Raw genomic sequence first — 16341 nt, 5'->3', positions numbered from 1 at the left:
TGGACTGCAGAACCAAAAGTCCTACTTCTGGCCCTGGAACAGACGGTAGACGACATAGCCGGCAAACCATGCCATCGCGACACTTGCCAGGCCGAGGAGAACGAGGAAGAAGATTTCATATGCGAGAACAGACATGATGCCATCCTAACCGTTAGTAGATGAGAAGTTTGTCGATGAAGTAAGCCAAGGCGCCCACGGCCCATACGGGTGCGACACCCATGCCAATCGCGGCAGCAAGGTTAAGCCGGCCGCGCCGCAACGTGGTCATCCGCCGGAAGCTGACCAGCACCGATCCGACGACGACACCCACCAGCGCCGCGGGAAGCACTGCGATGTCCGAGAAGACAAGGCCGGCCAACGGACCCATCAGGGCCGCCATGACCACGCCGAGCGGGGCCACGATACGGTCGGGCCAACGGATGATTCCCACCAGCAGGGCAACCGCAGCGCTCAGCCCTGCCACGAGGACCATTTCCTTGACCCCGTTGAAACGGGCACCGGCAATCCAGCCTGCGCCCAGGCAGTTCAGCAGGACGCCGGCGCAGCAGCCAAGGGTCGATTCGAGGCGTTGGGCCTGGCCCGTGCCACGGACAAGCTGGACGACGAAAACTGCCATGACGCCCAAAGCAACGAAAGCGGGGGCGCCATCCAGGAAACCCGGCGCCGGCATGTAAGCCGCGGCCACAGCCGATCCCGCACCCGAAAGCCCAATGACGGCGGCCAGGGTCTTCTTGGCCGGAACCGCCAGGAAATGCGGCCACCCGATGCCCACGGCTGCAGAGGCCACGATGCCCACGCCCACCATGGCTTCCCGGGAAACGAAGGTGCTGGCCACGATGGCTGCGAGCGCCACAAGTCCGAATACCCCGATGCTCCAAGACTTCACTGTGTGCCGACCTCAATCCGATGCGCCTTACGACCTCTCGACAATCCTGCCTTAACCCAGGCCAATATGTCGTAATTCCGCCCCCTGCCCGTCACGAATCCCTGTCTGGCCGGGCCCGGGTGGGTATACTCAGACTTCAACGGCGCACAGTGTATGCCTTGATCCCGTTACAACGGGAAGAGGCGGCCTGCGTGCTGTGACCGACCGGTGAGACTCCGGTTTCGACGCCCGATGATGCGCGTAAAGCCCATTGGAGGAACTATGTCGCACATCCTGCTCCTAACGAACAGCACCGGCTCTTCGGTGGACATTCTGCCTGCCTTGGAACTGTTGAACCACCGTGTGCACATCCTCCCGACGGAACCCACAGCCTTGCTGGAAACCGATCCCACGGACATCGTCTTCCTGGATGCCCGTAAAGACCTTGTGGGTGCCCGCTCGCTGACCCAGTTGCTCAAGGCCACCGGCCTCAGCGCACCCCTGATGTTGATCCTCACCGAAGGCGGCATGGCTGCAGTCTCGTCGGCGTGGGCTGTTGATGACATCGTGCTGGACTCCGCGGGACCGGCCGAGGTCGAGGCCCGCATCCGCCTGGCCATGGCGCGGGCCGTCACCGGCGAAGAGGAAACCCAGACAGAGATCCGGGCGGCCGGCGTCGTTATTGATGAGGCGAGCTACACAGCGCGCGTCAACGGCCAACCGCTCAACCTGACCTTCAAGGAATTCGAACTCCTCAAGTACCTGGCACAGCACCCAGGGCGCGTGTTTACCCGCCAACAGCTGCTGACCGAAGTGTGGGGCTACGACTACTACGGGGGAACCCGGACAGTGGACGTCCACATCCGGCGCCTTCGCGCCAAGTTGGGCGTGGACCACGAAAACCTGATCAGCACCGTGCGCAACGTCGGCTACCGGCTGACGTTGGTTCGCCTTCCCGACGACGAACTCTCTGAAGCCTGAGCACGTTTTGATGCGGGCCTGATACAGAAAAGGCCGGAATCCCTGCGGATTCCGGCCTTTTCCTTGTTCTGTGGTGGAGGACATACGGGTCGAACGTATCGAGGCCACCCCACTGGTGGATCCCCCTCGGGTTCACTGCTGCGGTCTAGCCGCAAAGCCGAACGAGATATAGAGACTATCCGTGTTTAGCGGTTACTTCAAATCCCGCTGTTTGCCCGTGGCGTATAGCCTTGCATCATGAGTCACGCGCACCCGGAGAACTGGCCCGTCTTGATCGTCAACGGCGCGTTGGACGCCGAACTCCTCAAGGACTTCACCACCCTTGCCGCTGCAGCGGAGGAATCCGATGGGAATCCTCCCCTCTCGGAGCAGACCTTGGTGATGTTGCGCGGCGCCGACTCGGGGGAATCCTCGGTTCTGTCACTGGCCGTGTACGCCCCGGACGAGGACTCAGATCCGGCGACCGGAGAAGATCTGGCGGGGATCGCCGTCGTGGTTGAAGGCCCCGACGGCAGCGGCGTGCTGGAGCTGGCGGTCCACCCGAGCTACCGCAACCAAGGGGTGGCGGGCCGGCTGCTGGCCGCGCTCCAGGAAAAGCGGAGCTTGGACGGCCTCAGCGCCTGGTCCCACGGAAACCATGAAGCCGCTGCCGGGCTTGCCACCCGTTTCGGTTATCGGCCGGTGCGTGAGCTGTGGAAGATGCGGCTCATGTCTTCTGCTTCTGCACTGCCCGACGCCGGCCTTCCGGACGGGGTCTCGCTGCGCGCCTTCGTCCCGGGCCAGGATGAGCAGGCATGGCTGGACGCCAACCGGGCGGCGTTCTCACACCACCCCGAGCAGGGTTCGATGACTCTGGCGGACCTTGAGGCCCGCAAGTCCGAGGACTGGTTCGACCCCCAAGGCTTCCTGCTCGCCGTCAATGACGACGGTGAACTGCTGGGCTTCCACTGGACCAAGGTCCATCCGCGGCAGGGTCCGCACCCGGCCATCGGCGAGGTCTACGTGGTGGGGGTGACCCCGGCAGCCCAAGGCATGGGCCTCGGCAAGGCCCTTACCGTGGCCGGGATCACCTATCTCCAGGACAAGGGCCTGCACGCTGTGATGCTTTACGTGGACGCCGACAATGAGGCTGCGGTAGCCCTGTATCAGAAGCTTGGCTTCGTTCGATGGGACACCGATGTCATGTACGGTCCGGTCGCCAAGGATTAACCTGGTGCGAATGCCGGGACATCTTGGATTCGGGCACCCGAATTGCTTGTAATGTGGGAGGAAACCCTGTCCTGAGCTTAGGAGAAACCCATGCAGCCGGACCCCGTCGGCACCGCCGGATCCACCTCGAAGGGCGCTACGTTGCCTCCGCGCTTCGGATCATCGGAGGTCCCGGCCTCGCGTGCCACACAAGACCGCATCGACATTCCTGAGTTCGCACCAAGCCTGGAGCCTGAAGGGGACATCTCCCCGGACCGTTTCCTTGATCGCGAGCTGAGCTGGCTGGCGTTCAACTCCCGGGTCCTGGAACTTGCCGAAGATCCGGACCTTTACTTGCTGGAACGCGTCAATTTCCTCTCCATTTTTGCCTCCAACCTTGACGAGTTCTTCATGGTTCGCGTGGCTGGCCTCAAACGGCGTATCGCTACCGGGCTGGCGGTCCCGTCCCCCGCCGGGCTGAGCCCCATCGAGGTACTGGAGCAGATCAGCGAGGAGGCCCACAAGCTGCAGGAACGCCACGCGCGGGTCTTCGCTGAACAAATCCGCCCCGCATTGGCCTACGAGCACATCCACATCATGCACTGGGATGAACTTGATGAGGATGCCCGCCACCGCATCAGCGCCATGTTCCAGGAGAAGGTCTTCCCCATCCTGACGCCCCTGGCCGTGGACCCGGCCCACCCGTTCCCCTACATCTCCGGGCTCTCCCTGAACCTTGCTGTCATTGTCAGTAACCCGGTCAGCGAGAAGGAACTCTTTGCCCGTGTCAAGGTTCCGGACCAGCTCCCCCGGCTGATCTCCGTGGACGGTCCGCGTGCCGGCGCCATCCCCGGACGCGTGGCCCGGTTCATCGCCCTCGAAGAAGTTATTGCCGTGCACCTGGACAAGCTCTTCCCCGGCATGGAAGTCCTGGAGCACCACACTTTCCGCGTCACCCGCAACGAGGACCTCGAAGTTGAAGAGGACGACGCCGAGAACCTCCTCCAGGCCCTGGAGAAGGAACTGCTGCGCCGGCGTTTCGGTCCTCCCGTGCGCCTGGAAGTCACCACGGACATCAACCCGAACATCAAGGCACTGCTCATCCGTGAGCTCGGCGTCGAGGAGTCCGAGGTCTACTCCGTGCCGGCACCCTTGGACCTGCGTGGGCTGTCAGCGATCAGCGGCATCGATCGCGCCGACCTCCACTACCCCAAGCACGTGCCACACACGTCGCGGTACCTGAACGAATCTGAAACGTCCAAGGCAGCCAACGTCTTTGCCGCGATGCGCCGCAGGGACATCCTGCTGCACCACCCGTACGATTCGTTCTCCACCTCGGTCCAGGCCTTCCTGGAGCAGGCTGCGGCGGACCCCAAGGTGCAGGCCATCAAGCAGACCCTGTACCGGACGTCCGGCGACTCCCCCATCGTGGACGCCCTGATCGATGCCGCAGAGGCAGGCAAGCAGGTTCTGGCCCTGGTTGAGATCAAGGCCCGCTTTGACGAGCAAGCCAACATTTCCTGGGCACGGAAGCTGGAACAGGCAGGCGTGCACGTGGTCTACGGCATCGTCGGACTGAAGACGCACTGCAAGTTGTCGCTGGTTGTCCGCCAGGAGGTGGACGGCCTGCGCCGTTACTGCCACATCGGAACCGGCAACTACCACCCGCGCACTGCAAGGTACTACGAGGACCTGGGTCTGCTCACCGCCAACGAACAGGTCGGCGAAGACCTGTCCAAGCTGTTCAACCAGCTCTCCGGCTACGCGCCCAAGTCAACGTTCAAGAGGCTGCTGGTGGCGCCCCGGTCCGTGCGTGCCGGGTTGGTGGAACGGATTGAAACCGAGATCCGCAATGCTCGTGCAGGTATCCCCGGCCTGGTGCAGATCAAGGTCAACTCGATGGTGGACGAAGCGATCATCGATGCCCTGTACCGCGCCTCGCAGGCTGGCGTGAAGGTCGACGTCGTCGTCCGCGGTATCTGCTCGTTGCGTCCCGGGGTTCCGGGGCTCAGCGAGAACATCACCGTCCGCTCCATCCTTGGCCGGTTCCTGGAACACTCCCGCGTATTCGCTTTCGGAAACGGTGGCGAGCCTGTGGTGTACATCGGGTCGGCCGACATGATGCACCGCAACCTGGACCGTCGCGTGGAGGCCTTGGTGCAGTTGGCAAGCAAGGAAGACATAACGACGGTCATGGACCTGATGCGCCGCTACGTTGACGACGGAACAGCGAGCTGGCATCTGGACAACCAAGGCCACTGGACGCGTCATCACCTGGACGCCGACGGCAAACCGCTGTTGGATATGCAGTCATGGCTTCTGGAATCGCGTTCCCGGCAGCGAGCATCGGCACGGCGGTAGAGAAGCAGTTGAACAGCGATACCCCCGTGGCCGATCAAACAGATCACCCTGGCGAGTCGGTGGCCGTTGTTGCGGCCGGAGGCATCCCCTGGCGGCTCAACAAGGGTGCCCTTGAGGTACTCCTGATCCACCGGCCGCGCTACGACGATTGGTCCTGGCCCAAAGGAAAGCTCGACGCCGGCGAAACGGTTCCCGAATGCGCCGCACGCGAAGTCCGGGAAGAGATCGGGCTTCAGGCCACCCTGGGCATCCCGCTCCCACCCATCCACTACCACGTGGCTGCCGGGCTGAAGGTGGTCCGGTACTGGGCCATCAAGGTCAATGGTGCGCAGCTGCGCCCTGATGGGAAAGAGGTGGACAGCGTCATGTGGTGCACCCCGGACCGGGCCGCCACATTCCTGAGCAACCCGAGCGATGTGGAGCCACTGGAATACCTTCAAAAGGCGCACGTCCGTGGCGAGCTGGACACGTGGCCTTTGATCCTGATCCGCCACGCCAAGGCAAAGCCCCGGTCCTCATGGACCAAGGCCGAAGGTGACCGGCCGCTGGCGGCAACCGGCCAGCGCCAGGCTGTGGCCGTCCAGCGCCTCCTTGGCGTGTGGAAGCCCCAGCGTGTCGTCACCAGCCCATGGGTGCGGTGCGTCGCCACCATCGCACCCTACGCCAAAGCCAGTGGGGCCAAGGTGAAGCTGGTGGAAGCCCTCACGGAACACCACCATCAGCGCTCCCCCAAAAAGACTGCGGCCGCTGTTGAGTCGTTGTTCGACAAACAGGTGCCCATAGCTGTGTGCACGCACAGACCTGCACTGCCTACGGCTTTGAAGCAATTGGGACAGCACATGCCTCCGGCTTTAAGGGCAGTCCTGCCGGGCGCGGACCCTTACCTGGCCCCCGGCGAGGTCATCGTGTGCCAGGTAGCGCGGGGTGCCGAACGGAAGATCGTCTCCGTGGAGCAGGTCAAACCCTTCGACGACTGACGTATGACTTGACCCCCGGCTCTTTGTGACGAATCGTAGGAACTTCGTTTCAAAGACTTGGGGGTCTTGTTGTGGTTGCAGTGCTGGGACCGGGTATCGGGGCTGTCGTGGTGTACCTGTTCCTTCGGATGCTGGTCTGGTCAAAGCCCGATGCCCGGTCCTTGGCCTCGCATGGGCTCTGGGTGGGAATCATCGGCTGGATGGCCAGCTCGCTCCAAGGGGCCATGAACGCCGGGATCCTGCCCGGAAACCCGACCGTGCCGGCTGCTCAAGCAACTCCTGAACAGATCGGCACCGCCCTGGCATGGCCCATCCTCGCCTGCCTCGCCATCCATGCCCTGGGCCAGTCCAGCTATCCAGCGGCCAAGGGGCAACGCAGGTTTACCGAACGCCCGGGCTGGGAGTTCCTCCCCCGACGGCTCGCTTGGACCACCACATCGATATTCGCCTTCACGGCCGCGGTCTTAGCGTGGGTTGCCACCCTTCCCGGACACACCCCGGTAGCCCCTTCAGCTACCCCGCCGCAGCCCCAGGACGTCGACACCGGGTACTACGGTCAAGGACAGGACGGCAGGATTCCGGGCTGGGAGCTGGCCGCGTGGCTCGGAGGCGCGCTGCTGGTCCTCGCCTCCGGCACCCTGCTGTTGCTGTGGTTGATTGGGCGCCGCCGCCAGCTGGAAGCGCTCGACGCCGACGACGACCGAACACTCCGTGGCATCGCAGCCAACCGGCTCCTGCGCACGGTGGCAACCATTGCGGCAGGCCTTGCCACCATTGCCGGGAATTTCGCGGCACAACCAGAAACCGGATCCGCGTGGCAATCGTCGTGGTTCAATGCCCTGGGCGTGGTCAATATGGCGGTACTGCTGGTGATGTTGTTGTGGCCGGTTCCCCGCATGCCTTCGCTCTGCACTGCAGGAAAGGGCACCAGCGTCTGGGCCATCCGTGCTCACCCTGGAACTCACGGAGCAGCCCGGCTAACCATCAGCATCGGCGTTGCGCTCGGCATGCTTGGAGGGCTGGCGGCAGTCGCGGGTTTCGTTGCAATGTACGCGCTGACCCAACCCCAAAATTCGTGGGTGGCACCCCTTGCGCTGGGGCTGGTGGCGGCACTCCTCCTGGTAACCATTTGGGGAGGAGACGTTCTCATCGGACGAAATTACGGAACCCTGGAGGCACCCGTCAGGTGGCCGTTACGACCAGTATCCCGCGGGCTGTCGTCTTTCGCGTTGGCCAGTGCGCTGCTGGTCGTTGCGTCCATCACCTTCGTCGTGGCCATCCACGCCGGGCAACCATTCGCTGCGGCAACATGGCCGGCTGCCGTAACCGGGACCTTGCTGGTCGCCGCGGCAGGTGCCGTTGCTATCCTTGCTGCCCGCCGGCGTCGTGGTATCCCCGAAGACGACGGCGACACCGGCTTGGACGCCGCCCTGAGGGTAATCTCCATGTACCGCATCGTCAGGACCTTGAGCGCCTACTGCCTCGGGCAATCGGCCCTTCTCCTCATGACTTCGGGGGATGCCTGGTACCAGCTGTTCGTGCCCACCCCGGGGGTCTATCCGCTCGCACCAAGCCCCGCCGTTACCCTCGGAATGGTGCTGGCAGCGATCGCCGTCATCACCGCCATCACCCCTGCACGGGGACTTATCCAGGCTATTCCCCGCCCTCGACATGCCACCTCCGTGATGGCCAACCCGCCCCGGCAAAGTAAGCTGGACCCGTGAGTATCCCCACCCCCTATGAAGACCTTCTGCGCGACGTCATGGCCAACGGCACGCACAAGTCGGACCGCACCGGAACCGGGACGCGCAGCGTCTTCGGCCGTCAGTTGAGGTTCGATCTTGCCGAAAGCTTCCCCCTCATCACCACCAAACGGGTTCACTTCAAGTCCGTGGCAGTGGAGCTCCTGTGGTTCCTCCGCGGCGACTCGAACGTGAAATGGATGCAGGACCAGGGCGTCTCCATCTGGGACGAATGGGCGGATCAGGACGGCGAGCTCGGGCCGGTATACGGAGTCCAGTGGCGCAGCTGGCCCACTCCTGACGGTGGACATATCGACCAGATATCCGAGGTCATGAAGGGCCTCGCCAGCAACCCGGATTCACGACGACACATTGTGTCCGCGTGGAACGTGTCCGAGCTCAAGGACATGGCCTTGCCACCATGCCATGCGTTCTTCCAGTTCTACGTGGCAGACGGCAAGTTGTCCTGCCAGTTGTACCAGCGTTCGGCGGACACTTTCCTGGGCGTCCCCTTCAACATTGCCTCGTACGCCCTGCTGACGCTCATGGTCGCGCAGCAGTTGGGCCTCGAACCCGGTGAGTTCGTGTGGACGGGTGGGGACGTCCACGTCTACGACAATCACGTGGAGCAAGTTGCCGAGCAGCTGAGCCGCGAACCGTACGAATACCCGCAGCTGAAGATCCTCCGCAAACCTGATTCGATCTTCGACTACACCCTGGATGACTTCGAGGTTGTGGACTACCGCCACCACCCAACCATCAAGGCGCCGATCGCCGTATGAGCACCCCGTCCCCCGACGTTCCCGCGCAACTCCCCGGCGTCATCTTTACCCAGGAGACGGCTGCCGCCATGACCGGGATCGGAATGATCTGGGCCCAAACCAAGGCCGGTGTGATCGGCAAGGACGGCAGCATGCCATGGCACCTGCCGGAAGATTTGAAGCACTTCAGCCAACTCACCACCGGTCACCCCGTCATCATGGGACGCAAGACCTGGGAGTCATTCCCCGCGAAGTACCGCCCCTTGCCCGGGCGCACCAACATCGTGGTGACCCGGAACGCTGAATGGGCCTCCACGCCAGAAGCAGAAGGCGCACTGGTGGTTTCCTCGCTTGACGAGGCCCTCCTGGAGTCCCAGTTCGCGCCCGGCGGCCAGAAGGTGTGGATCATCGGCGGCGCGCAGATTTTCGAGCAGTCCATGAACCTCGCCAATCTTGCAGTGGTCACCATCATCGATGCCGACTTCGATGGCGACACTTTTGCGCCTGAACTCGGTGATGATTGGACTTTTGACACCATGGCGCCGGCCGAAGGCTGGCTCACCGCCAAAAATGGCACAAAATACCGGTTCACCTCGTGGCGCCGGAACGAACCCTAGGAACGACTGCATGCTGAAGAAACCCGAAACCCTGTTCGTGCTGGGCTACATGCTGCTGCCGCTCTTTGCCCTGATCTCCGCCATCGTGGGCCTGACCATGATCCTGGGCGGAAACAAGATCGTGGGCATCATCATCCTGGTGATCGTGACCCAAGTATTCACGTTTGGCTCATTCTTCGCCGTCCGGGCACGCAAAGCCGCTCTGGTTCAGGAGCATGAAGCCGGCAACTAGCTTTCGAGCCGCAAGCGGGGGTGGAGGTTGGATCGGCCGCCTGGCCGGGTGTCGTCGTAGTGCGTCCCGCCCGTGACGTAACCAACAGCGGCAGTCCGCTCCGAAAGTTTAGACTTGGTGAATGACTACAGCAGCTAATCCGTCCGTTGGACTGGTCGGTTGGCGTGGCATGGTCGGCTCCGTCCTGATGCAGCGCATGCAGGAAGAGAACGACTTCGCCAACATCAACCCGGTATTTTTCTCCACCTCGAATGCAGGAGGTGCCGCCCCTTCCTTCGCTGAGGGGGCAGGCAAGCTCGAGGATGCGTTCGATATTGAGACGCTGGCCAAGCTGCCTATTATTGTCACCGCCCAAGGTGGCGACTACACCAAGCAGGTCCATGGTGAACTCCGCAGCCGTGGCTGGGACGGCCTCTGGATCGACGCTGCTTCCACCCTGCGCATGAACGACGATTCGATCATCGTGCTGGACCCCATCAACCGCGACGTCATAGACGCAGGGCTTTCCGGCGGGGTGAAGGACTTCATCGGCGGAAACTGTACGGTCTCCTGCATGCTGATGGGCCTCGGCGGCCTCTTCAAGAACAACCTCGTGGAGTGGGGTACGTCCATGACGTACCAGGCCGCTTCCGGTGGCGGTGCCCGCCACATGCGTGAGCTCCTGAACCAGTTCGGCACCCTCAACAACGAGGTCAGCAGTGAACTGGAAGATCCCGCCTCCGCCATCCTGGAGATCGACCACAAGGTCCTCGCAGCGCAGCGCACAGGTGTTGACGCCACCCAGTTCGGCGTCCCGTTGGCCGGTTCCCTGATTCCTTGGATCGATGCCGACCTCGGCAACGGCCAGTCCAAGGAAGAGTGGAAAGCCGGAGTAGAAACCAACAAGATCCTCGGCACCGGAAACGGTACCGCCGGCAAGGACCACATCGCCATGGACGGTCTCTGCGTCCGCATTGGTGCCATGCGCTCCCACTCGCAGGCACTGACGCTCAAGTTGCGTGAGGACCTGTCCGTCACCGAGATTGAGAACCTCCTGGCCAAGGACAACGAGTGGGCCAAGGTTGTTCCCAATACCAAGGAAGCCTCCATGGCGGACCTGACCCCGGTGGCTGCGTCCGGCACGCTGGACATCCCCGTGGGCCGTATCCGCAAGCTCGAAATGGGTCCGGAATACATTAGCGCCTTCACTGTGGGCGACCAGCTCCTGTGGGGTGCGGCCGAGCCGCTCCGCCGTATGCTCAACATCGCGACGGGCAAGCTCTAATAGCCGTCCGCCCCTGAACGTCGTTAACCCGCTGTTCCGTTGCTGCCCAGCAACGGAACAGCGGGTTTTCGACTTCCTGCCTTGGCCAGGGCGGTTTTGAGCAGACGTTCAACCTCCCAGGGCCTGCTGAGGTCTCCCCACTCGATCCTGATGACGTTCCAGCCCATTGCCATAAGCGCTTTCTCCCGCCGCCGCTCCTGGAATATGACATCCTCAGTTGGTGCGTAGTCGAAGTACTTGGCTCGACCATCAAACTCAAGGATGAGCTTGTGGTCCCTCCAACCGAAGTTTCCCCTGTAGGTTCCGATGGGCGTCGTGACCTCTACCTGAAGGTCTGCGCCAACGATGCCGAGCCGGTCCAGGAGCGCACGGGTACGCGTCTCCCCTACTGATTCGGACCTCCCATCCATGGCGTCCAGGATCCGCCACAAGCGTCGGGCACCCCGCGTGATCGCTCCGGTGCTGAGGTAATCCCGCATCGCTTGCGGGTCAGCACCCTTTCGAAGAGCTTGGTCCGCGATAACCAAAGCCCGCTCAAAGTCCAGGGCCCGTGCACAGTCCACCACGGTGCGCTCAAGGCTGGTGACCGGGATGGGCCTTTCCCAGGGGGCCAGCACCTCGACGATCTCAGTACCCGACAGCGGACTTCCGTGGGCCACAACATCGTCACCAGAGCTCCCCTGGGACGGGGAAAACGGTGTGGTCACGTGCACCTGGGCACCACTGTCCCAAGGGGAACATCCGTGCAACCGTGCGGCACTGGCATGACTGTAGACACTGGTTGTCCGCGCGCCACGATGATGCGCCTCTATCCGCAGCAGGTCCTGTTCCCATGGCTTTCTCCGATGCCAATCCTGGGCCCTGACGTAGGCACCACGCCTCAGCCTGATCAGTTTCCCGGAGCGGACGCCAGCTGTGAGCACCCGATCACTAAAGCCGAGCCCGGACAAGTCTGCTGTTGTGGCTACCGAGGTGCCGGGCCAGAGCTTCGAGATGTGTTCGTCAAGTTTCTTTGTTTGCATCTGTCCATCGTGTGGGGCAAAGGGATGCCTCACCATGGCCCAGTTCCCGTATGTGGACAACCTAGATCAGCTCATCGGAGTCGGGGCGCCGGGGAGTGCGCCAGCACCCACTGCGTCGGCAAAGCCGTGCCAACCCGCTACAACGTCGTTGGCCAGCAACGGAACAACGGGCCAACCACGGATCAGCGGGCCAGCAACGGACCACCCGGCCGGGCCGGCCTCAGCTCGCCATGAACTTCAGGTACGCCCGTCCCTGAGCCTGGAACGCCCGCTCGGCGGCAGGACCAAGCTCGCCTGCAAACGGTTCCGGGACCACCCCGGCGTTCTTCCCGGAGCCCGAACGGGCCCAGGTCCCCACCACTTCGCCTCCGGAAACGATGATGCGCTTGAAGACGCCGTTATTCCCCGGCACCACGCGTTCGGCGTACTCCGGGGCGAGAACCAGGCTTCGGTCCTGGTAGCCGAGAAGGTATTCGTCGAACCCAGGCAGTGCCAGCAGCGAGCGGGAGCCGGGAACGCCGTCGTCAAGCATTGCTGCCGCTTCGGGTGACAGCCAGTAGCTGGCTCCGCGGAATTGAAGCTCAACCAAGCGGTCCCGCACAACTGCCAAGGCAGCGCGGGCCTCGGTGAGCGGCACTTGGCTCCACCACGCAAAGTCCTTGATGGTCGCCGGACCGTGGCCCCGGAAGTACCGGAAGAGGAGTTCGGCTATACCTTCCTCACGGCCCAGGTCCCTGGACTCCGGAATCCAGTCCTCGAAGGGGACAAACAGTTGCTGGACGCCGGCTTTTCCGCCAGAGGCCGCCATGGGTCCTTGGACCAGCCATCCTTCGCGGCACAAAGTTCCCAGGATGTGGATGCCCCGCTGGGAGGTAGTGGGCTGGCCGGCTTCCTCAAAAGCGGTGAACAGCTGTTCGCGGGTTGCCCCGGCGGCACCCTCGCCTGTCTTGAGGACTTCGGCGGTTTTGTACGCTATGTCCCGGCAGTGGCTGATGTCGTCGGAAGTGATGGCCAGTTCGCGGTGCCGGCTCGCCACCGCCACTGCCAGCCGGCCGCTGGTGATACCGAGGATCCAGCGCAGATCTTCGGGTGCCAGCAGGTGCAGGGTCCCGCGCATGGGCCAGGAGCGAACCACCGTCCCGGCATCGAGGGCTGCACGGACGTCCGAGGCCGCAACACCGGGCACCCTTTTCCCAACAGCCCAGAAAGCCATCCCAAGGTCCTGGGCCTGCATGGCCGTCATCCAGCGGACGGCATCGGCGATGCCAGGGAAGCCACCAGCCAGAAGGCCCTGGCTGGCGAGCCGGAGCCGGCCCATGACGCGGGGAGTCAGCGGTGTAGGCATGCTTCATCCTAAGAGCGCACGCGGGCACAGGGAACCTTGCCGCGCCTCCCAGCCGTCACCCAGCAGGGGAACCTAGGATAAGTTCATGCTTTTTGGTGACCTCGCTCCGTTCGTGCGGCCGATGAGCCGGTGGTTGGCTACCGCCGGCTGGTTCTGCACGCTCGTTGGACTTGGTGCCGGTCTGATCGTGGCCGTCGGGACCGGCGTCAGCCTTTCCCCATCGATGCAGGCCATCCAAACCGTCAGTCTGGTCGCAACGGCTACGGCCGCGCTCCTCATTGGAACAGCTGCGGCCAGCCAGCCCGTGTCCGATCGTGATGATGACGCCCCGGAGCCGTGGTTCTACCCGGCGGCGGCCGCCCAAGTCCGCAGCTTCCTGCTCGGGTCAGTTGTCATGCTCCTGGGCTTGGTGGGCTTCGCTGCAGCCGGGCTGTTCATGCCGAGTGGTCCCTCGCCCCAGAGCATCGCCTTTAGCCAGATATTCCTTCTGGGCTCCATCAGTTGCGGGTTGACGTTCTTGCTGCTCAACAAGGTCCTGCCGATCGCCGAGCGGCGAACACGCTAGGACCGCCGAGGGGCAAGATCCCCGGGAGCCCCCCAGCGAACGCGCCTTAGAGGGACACACCGATCAACAGCGGCTCCGGGTGCAGCTCAATACCAAAACGCTCGAGGACGCCGGCACGCACCTCGCGCGCGATCGCCACCATGTCCGCAGCTGAGGCTGAACCGCGGTTGGTGATGGCCAACGTGTGCTTGGTGGACAGGGACGCCCTCCCCCCGGAAACACTGCCCTCTTCAAGCCCGAAGCCCTTCCCGAACCCGGCTTGGTCGATGAGCCAGGCGGCGGAGAGCTTCACCAGTCCATCCGTTCCGCCTGGGTATTGCGGTGCGTTCGCTGGCAGCCCCGCGGCGCGCTCTGCGGGCACAATCGGGTTGGTGAAGAATGAGCCGGTGGAGTAGGTATCCCGGTCTTCTGCGTCCAGGACCATTCCCTTGGAAGCCCGGAGCCGGAGGACTTCACGGCGGACATCGTTGGAGTAGGCGCGCTTGCCTGCCTCCACGCCCAGCACCCGGGCCAGCTCGGCGTACCGGATAGGGGCACTCATCCGACCCAGCGGCAACTGGAACTCGACGGTCAGGACCACGTAGCGCGGCGAGCCCTCCACCGTGGTCTGCTTGAGGATGGAGTCGCGGTATCCGAACTTGAGCTCGGAGTTGGTGAAGGTCTGCACGGCGTTGCGTTCACGGTCCCAGGTCCGCACGGCCGCAATGGTTTGCGATACGTCGGCACCGTAAGCTCCCACGTTCTGCACGGGCGTAGCTCCTGTGGCACCCGGAATGCCGGACAGTGCTTCCAGGCCGGACCATGCGTGCAGGACGGCGTGTTGGACCAGGGCGTCCCAGTTGTGGCCGGCCTGTACCACCACCGACACGCCTCCGCAGCTGTCCTCGGAGTTCACTGTGAACCCTTCGGATGCGATCTTAAGGACTGTGCCGGGGTAGCCTTCGTCCGAGATCAGGAGGTTGGATCCGCCGCCGATGATGAGGAGTTTTTCGCCTGCAGCGTCAGCCGACCGTACGGCGTCGATGATTTCAGCCTCGGTGCGGGCCTCCACAAAGTTTCCTGCGGGGCCGCCAACAGCGGCGGTGGTCAATTCGGAAAGCAGCGTCTGGGTCACCAATCAAGCCTAACGGGCTTCGTTGGGCTCCATGGACTTCCTTGTGGTTTGCCCGGCGAGGGGGGCCAGGAAGAAGCTGACAACCAGCATCACAAGAGGTGCAAGCAGGGAGTGGAGGATGCCAAAGTGTTCGGCCAGCAGGCCCAGGAGTGGCGGTCCGCACAGAAACGCACCGTAGCCAATGGTGGAGACGACGGAAACGCGGGCGGCAGCGTGCACGGGGTCATCAGCTGCGGCGGACATTCCCACCGGGAACCCCAGCGAGGCACCGAGGCCCCACACAGCCAGCGCCACGAAAGCAAGCCAAGGCACGGGCGAAAAGACAAAAAGCGCCAAACCCACGACGGCGGTGGCCGAGCACCAGCGCATCACCACTACCCGCCCGAACCGGTCAAGGATGACGGTGCCGGCGAAGCGTCCAATGGTCATGAACGTCACGAACAGGCCGTAGCCAACCGCTCCTGCCGCGTCCGATTGGCCGTAGCCGTCGGACAATGCCAAAGCCACCCAGTCTCCAGCAGCCCCTTCGGCCAATGCCAGGCCGAGGACCAGTACGCCGATCAGCAGCGTTCGACGGTCACGCCAGGCCAGGGCCACGAGCCGTTTGTTGTCCAGTGGCGCAGCGGCGGTCCCGGTTTCCGCCGTAATAATGGGCAACGGTCCAGTAGAGGGATCCTGGAAGGTATCGGTTTCCTCCGGACGCGGAGCACGGGCCGGCGCCGCAGTCTTCTCGGCCCGGAAGAAGAAGCCTGCGGTCACCACGGAACCAGCCACCACGACACCCGCGATGAGGAAATGCCAGAACACGGCCAGGTGCACGGCGGCGGCCCAGGCACCAAACCCCGCAGCCGCGACAGTACCGAGGCTGAAGGCGCCGTGGAGGTGCGGCATGACGTGCCGTCCCAGTGCCCGCTCCATAGCCGCGCCTTCGACGTTGGACGCCGTGTTCCAGCTGGCAGTGCCAAGGCCCAGTACCACCAAACCCGTGGCAACAACCACAGGGTTCGCCGCGATGGACGCCCCGACGCCAACCGTGACCAGGCCTGCCCCCACCATGCAGCTTCCAATCCAGCTGGTGAGTTTGGGCCCGAGCCGCAGCACGATGAGCCCGGATGCGGAGATCGAAATGAACGACGCCACGGTCATGCACATGAGCAGAAGCCCGATGCCGCCGGGGGTCAGGTTCAGTCCGTCACGGATCGCCGGGAGCCGCGACACCCACGTGGCGAACGCAACGCCGCTGGCCGCATAGGACGTCAGGACAGCAACGCGCCACTGGAGCATCTGGGTCGCAGTGGCGCGTTGCG

Annotated in this window: 15 protein-coding genes; 10 read left to right on the top strand and 5 right to left on the bottom strand. The window is 63.6% G+C overall.

The genetic code is table 11. From position 1 onward, the window contains the following. Positions 1-151: 151 nt before the first annotated feature. Positions 152-886: a permease gene (locus QRM57_RS09885; RefSeq protein WP_257370573.1), complete on the bottom strand. Its 735-nt coding sequence runs from the start codon at positions 884-886 to the stop codon at positions 152-154. Positions 887-1147: 261 nt separating this feature from the next. Here QRM57_RS09885 and QRM57_RS09880 point away from each other — a divergent pair, with 261 nt between their 5' ends. The 9 genes from QRM57_RS09880 (at position 1148) to asd (ending at position 10988) form a co-directional block, all read left to right on the top strand. Next, positions 1148-1846: a winged helix-turn-helix transcriptional regulator gene (locus QRM57_RS09880; protein WP_284986463.1), complete on the top strand. Its 699-nt coding sequence runs from the start codon at positions 1148-1150 to the stop codon at positions 1844-1846. A 237-nt stretch (positions 1847-2083) separates the two neighbouring features. After that, complete coding sequence (mshD, locus tag QRM57_RS09875; RefSeq protein WP_284986462.1) at positions 2084-3055, top strand: mycothiol synthase; 972 nt, start codon at positions 2084-2086, stop codon at positions 3053-3055. A 90-nt stretch (positions 3056-3145) separates the two neighbouring features. Beyond that, the gene (locus QRM57_RS09870) at positions 3146-5395 is read left to right on the top strand and encodes an RNA degradosome polyphosphate kinase (RefSeq protein WP_284986460.1); all 2250 of its coding nucleotides are present in this window, start codon (positions 3146-3148) and stop codon (positions 5393-5395) included. Between the two features lie 8 nt (positions 5396-5403). After that, positions 5404-6372, top strand: coding sequence for an NUDIX hydrolase (locus tag QRM57_RS09865; protein ID WP_284986608.1), 969 nt, complete (start codon positions 5404-5406; stop codon positions 6370-6372). Positions 6373-6443: 71 nt separating this feature from the next. After that, entirely contained in the window at positions 6444-8096 is a 1653-nt protein-coding gene (locus QRM57_RS09860; protein WP_284986459.1) for a hypothetical protein, read from the top strand. Further along, complete coding sequence (locus QRM57_RS09855; protein WP_284986457.1) at positions 8093-8896, top strand: thymidylate synthase; 804 nt, start codon at positions 8093-8095, stop codon at positions 8894-8896. The genes QRM57_RS09860 and QRM57_RS09855 overlap by 4 nt, the downstream gene beginning before the upstream one ends. Then, on the top strand, positions 8893-9492 hold the full coding sequence (locus QRM57_RS09850) for a dihydrofolate reductase (protein ID WP_284986456.1): 600 nt from the start codon (positions 8893-8895) through the stop codon (positions 9490-9492). Before QRM57_RS09855 ends, QRM57_RS09850 begins: the two co-directional genes overlap by 4 nt. A 10-nt stretch (positions 9493-9502) precedes the next feature. Further along, positions 9503-9724 carry an NF038396 family protein gene (locus tag QRM57_RS09845; protein ID WP_235517158.1) on the top strand — a complete coding sequence of 74 codons (222 nt, stop codon included), beginning with the start codon at positions 9503-9505 and terminating at the stop codon, positions 9722-9724. Positions 9725-9845: 121 nt separating this feature from the next. Beyond that, positions 9846-10988, top strand: coding sequence for an aspartate-semialdehyde dehydrogenase (gene asd / locus QRM57_RS09840; protein ID WP_235517159.1), 1143 nt, complete (start codon positions 9846-9848; stop codon positions 10986-10988). Positions 10989-11011: 23 nt separating this feature from the next. Here the strand turns inward: asd and QRM57_RS09835 are convergent, their stop codons facing one another. Both QRM57_RS09835 and QRM57_RS09830 read right to left on the bottom strand, forming a co-directional pair. Continuing rightward, positions 11012-11695 carry a hypothetical protein gene (locus tag QRM57_RS09835; protein ID WP_284986455.1) on the bottom strand — a complete coding sequence of 228 codons (684 nt, stop codon included), beginning with the start codon at positions 11693-11695 and terminating at the stop codon, positions 11012-11014. A 535-nt stretch (positions 11696-12230) separates the two neighbouring features. Beyond that, a complete protein-coding gene (locus QRM57_RS09830) occupies positions 12231-13355 on the bottom strand; it encodes a winged helix DNA-binding domain-containing protein (protein ID WP_284986454.1) in 1125 nt (374 codons plus the stop codon). A gap of 85 nt (positions 13356-13440) precedes the next feature. Here QRM57_RS09830 and QRM57_RS09825 point away from each other — a divergent pair, with 85 nt between their 5' ends. After that, positions 13441-13920 carry a hypothetical protein gene (locus QRM57_RS09825; RefSeq protein ID WP_235517162.1) on the top strand — a complete coding sequence of 160 codons (480 nt, stop codon included), beginning with the start codon at positions 13441-13443 and terminating at the stop codon, positions 13918-13920. Between the two features lie 46 nt (positions 13921-13966). On the opposite strand, the gene QRM57_RS09820 is transcribed toward QRM57_RS09825, so the two are convergent. Together QRM57_RS09820 and QRM57_RS09815 are read right to left on the bottom strand one after the other, a co-directional pair. Then, positions 13967-15034: a UDP-N-acetylmuramate dehydrogenase gene (locus QRM57_RS09820; protein ID WP_284986453.1), complete on the bottom strand. Its 1068-nt coding sequence runs from the start codon at positions 15032-15034 to the stop codon at positions 13967-13969. A gap of 9 nt (positions 15035-15043) precedes the next feature. Then, positions 15044-16318: an MFS transporter gene (locus tag QRM57_RS09815; protein WP_257370694.1), complete on the bottom strand. Its 1275-nt coding sequence runs from the start codon at positions 16316-16318 to the stop codon at positions 15044-15046. Positions 16319-16341 lie beyond the last annotated feature (23 nt).

The sequence above is a fragment of the Arthrobacter sp. fls2-241-R2A-172 genome, assembly GCF_030208885.1.
Taxonomy (GTDB): domain Bacteria; phylum Actinomycetota; class Actinomycetes; order Actinomycetales; family Micrococcaceae; genus Arthrobacter.
This window is presented reverse-complemented; position numbering and strand designations above follow the sequence as displayed.

Coding starts and splice junctions, on each gene's coding strand:
- QRM57_RS09880 (WP_284986463.1), top strand. CDS start 1,148: ATGTCGCACATCCTGCTCCTAACGAACAGCACCGGCTCTTCGGTGGAC.
- mshD (WP_284986462.1), top strand. CDS start 2,084: ATGAGTCACGCGCACCCGGAGAACTGGCCCGTCTTGATCGTCAACGGC.
- QRM57_RS09870 (WP_284986460.1), top strand. CDS start 3,146: ATGCAGCCGGACCCCGTCGGCACCGCCGGATCCACCTCGAAGGGCGCT.
- QRM57_RS09850 (WP_284986456.1), top strand. CDS start 8,893: ATGAGCACCCCGTCCCCCGACGTTCCCGCGCAACTCCCCGGCGTCATC.
- QRM57_RS09845 (WP_235517158.1), top strand. CDS start 9,503: ATGCTGAAGAAACCCGAAACCCTGTTCGTGCTGGGCTACATGCTGCTG.
- asd (WP_235517159.1), top strand. CDS start 9,846: ATGACTACAGCAGCTAATCCGTCCGTTGGACTGGTCGGTTGGCGTGGC.
- QRM57_RS09830 (WP_284986454.1), bottom strand. CDS start 13,355: ATGCCTACACCGCTGACTCCCCGCGTCATGGGCCGGCTCCGGCTCGCC.
- QRM57_RS09825 (WP_235517162.1), top strand. CDS start 13,441: ATGCTTTTTGGTGACCTCGCTCCGTTCGTGCGGCCGATGAGCCGGTGG.
- QRM57_RS09815 (WP_257370694.1), bottom strand. CDS start 16,318: ATGCTCCAGTGGCGCGTTGCTGTCCTGACGTCCTATGCGGCCAGCGGC.